The organism is Sulfurovum sp. (genome assembly GCF_049668085.1).
Lineage (GTDB): Bacteria > Campylobacterota > Campylobacteria > Campylobacterales > Sulfurovaceae > Sulfurovum.
Genome location: NZ_JBATIY010000083.1, coordinates 1 through 2,937, shown reverse-complemented (window position 1 = coordinate 2,937; position 2,937 = coordinate 1). Strand labels below are relative to the sequence as shown.

Genomic DNA, 2,937 nt, shown 5'->3' with positions numbered 1-2,937 from the left:
GTGTAGGTCAAGAACTCTTCTACAAAATAAAATCTTCGAGTACAGCTAGTAGTGGTGGTGGAGCTGTGGCAGCAGAAGGTGAATTGGTTGATTCTGTGTTTGCAGGTATTTTACTCGATATCACACCTGAAATTGATGAGAATGGTATCATCACTCTAAAAATTAATCCATCTGTTTCAGATACAGTGGATACTATTAATCCAGACAGTGGGATTAGAACCATCCCGCCAGATTTGAAAAGAAGACAAATTGCATCTGTGATAAAAGTGAGAGATGGAGAACATGCTATACTAGGAGGCTTATTATCAAGTCAAACTGGATTTACAGACACCCATGTTCCATTCTTCGGTGATATTCCAGGTATAGGTTATTTATTTAAACAAGAACAAAAAATTAATAAAGTGGAAGAGTTGGTATTTATCATTACACCGCATATCGTTAAAAATTCTAAATCAGTGTCACTGAAAGATTTGGGATATACAAAGTTAAATGAAAAGTAGATATGAAATTGCTAAAAATGTATTCATTGATTCTGTAGATATCGATGACTACATTGACTTAAATTCTTCAGTTACAGCTTATCAGCAACTGCGTCATAGTATGGATAAGCCACTGAAGATGATCCTGCTTTTTGGAAAACCGGGTACAGGGAAAAGTATTTTACTTAATCGTATTCAGGAAAAGTTAAAACACCAAAAAGAGATCCACTATTTTGATACACCTTCAATCAATGAAAAAGAATTCTTTCATAAACTCTTTAAAGTCTTAACTAAAAAAGATCTGCCTAGCAATACTGAAGTCAACTTCTCCGCGTTAAATGATTTTTGTAAAAATCTTAGAGGGAAAAGAGAAATTATCATTTTACTAGATGAAGCACAGATGTATGGTCCTGAGATGATGGAAAAAATAAGGCTTCTCTCAGATAGTCGTGCAGTAAAGTTTGTTGTATCTCTACATAAAACTGAAGATGAAGATCTTATCGCAAAAGAGCATTTCCAATCACGTATTTGGGAAGTGATCGAACTTAAAAATGCCACAATGGAAGACCAAACTGCTTATATACATAAAAAACTTCTAAAAAAGAATATGTTTGAGATCGCAAACAGTATTAAAGAAAAGAATATGAAACGAATCCATAAATATACAAAAGGAAATTACAGAGAATGTAATAAACTTTTATTCACTATTTTTGAAATTTGTGAATATTATGATAAAAATGATCCTTCAAAAGTAAATTATACAAAAATCCCAGACAAGATCATTGAGATGTCAGCATTAAAATTAGGATATATTAATGTATGATATAGAACAATTAGAAGATGAATGGAAAAAATATAGAAGAAAAAAATTAAAACCTTGGTATATAAGTATTTTAGTTTTTCTTCTTTTACTTGTTCCTTTAGTTCTTTTTTTAATGAATCAAAAGATAGAGTTTAGTGCATTAAAGACATATTTTAAAACTTCAAAAGAAACTATATCTCATGAAGAGGTATCAAGTAACGCCAAAGAGAAGAAAGCTAAAAGCAGTGTATTGGTTAATAATGCTTTAGATAGATTAGAGATCAAAGAAAATGTGATAGCAGTCACCGATAAAGCTGTTAAAAAACCAATGAATATACTGGTTGATATTCCTGTGCTTGAAGATACGCAGGATCTTATTGTCTCAGATACAGAGATTGATAAGCCGAAAATACATTTAGATATTGTAGAGTCCACAAGTGTGACCGCATATAAAGATGTAGAAAAACGTTTTTTACAATCGCGTGAGATTGATGATGCATTATTTTTGGCAAGAAGCTACTATAAAAAAGGTAATTACAAAAAATCGGAATATTGGGCATTGGAAACAAATAAACTTGATGAAAATAGTGAAGAGAGTTTATTTATATTTGTAAAATCAAAAGTAAAACGGGGTCATGAAAATGAAGCAATCTCTATTTTAAAGGATTATATAAAAATGTCAGATTCACAAGAGGGAAGAAAATTATTAAATCAGATTGAAAATAATAAATTATAAAACAATATTTAGTATTTAATGTTATACTTATTAATTAATATTAGGGAGTGATAAATGGTAAAACTCATTGAAATAATGCTTAAAGAAAATCTTATTACGAAAGAAGCAATTTCTACATTAGTAAAAAGCCGACCTCCCAAAAAGATATCTTTTGCAAATCTTTTAGCTGAAAATATGACAGATCTGAATACTGTACAAATATTTTTAGCTAAAAAGATCAGGCAGGGAGTCATTACTCTAGCACATCTAGAAAAGATAGAAGGAATAGATATTGTCCCTATTATCGAGGAAGTTGCAAAAACATTACATCTAGAATATGTGGATCTAGATGACAGTGAAATTGATATGAAATTATTCTCAAAAGTTTCATATAGCCAATTACTTAAATATAATATTATCCCCATAGAAGAGAATGATCTGAATGTACTTATTGTATTTGACGACCCCCTTGATATGGCTGCGCAAGATGCGATACAGAGACTTTTCCCCAAAAAACCTATAAGAATAGCCATTTCAAAGCCTAGTCAAATCAATCAACATTTACAACGTTTGGAAATCAATGAGAGTATTAAAGGATTAGTTGCTGATATTCGTAAAGATTTAGCCCAAGAGGGAAAAGCAGATGATAATGATGAAGGAAATCCTGCAGTTTTAAAACTGATTGATGTTATTTTGAAATCTGCAATATTTATAGGTGCCAGTGATATCCATATTGAAGCAATGGAGAAGAACTGTGTCATAAGAGTAAGGGTGGATGGTATATTACGACAAAGCTTTATATTTGATAGAGATATTTTCAATCCATTGGCTTCAAGAATGAAATTACTTTCAAATTTGGATATTGCAGAAAAAAGAAAACCACAAGATGGTAGATTTTCTGCAACCGTATCACAAAAAGATTTTGATTTTAGGGTTTCAAC

At 31.0% G+C, this 2,937-nt stretch carries 3 protein-coding genes and 1 pseudogene; all 4 read left to right on the top strand.

Annotated elements, in window-relative coordinates:
- Positions 1 to 500, top strand: a pseudogene (locus WBM70_RS05225) (pilus (MSHA type) biogenesis protein MshL); the annotation flags it as partial.
- Positions 490 to 1,302 (top strand): AAA family ATPase, encoded by an 813-nt coding sequence (locus WBM70_RS05220; RefSeq protein ID WP_424557457.1) that lies wholly within the window; start codon positions 490 to 492, stop codon positions 1,300 to 1,302. The pseudogene WBM70_RS05225 and the gene WBM70_RS05220, both read left to right, overlap by 11 nt.
- A complete protein-coding gene (locus WBM70_RS05215) occupies positions 1,295 to 2,017 on the top strand; it encodes a tetratricopeptide repeat protein (RefSeq protein WP_424557456.1) in 723 nt (240 codons plus the stop codon). Before WBM70_RS05220 ends, WBM70_RS05215 begins: the two co-directional genes overlap by 8 nt.
- A 54-nt stretch (positions 2,018 to 2,071) precedes the next feature.
- Positions 2,072 to 2,937, top strand: an 866-nt coding sequence (locus WBM70_RS05210) for a GspE/PulE family protein (RefSeq protein ID WP_424557455.1), incomplete at its 3' end; no start/stop codon positions are given.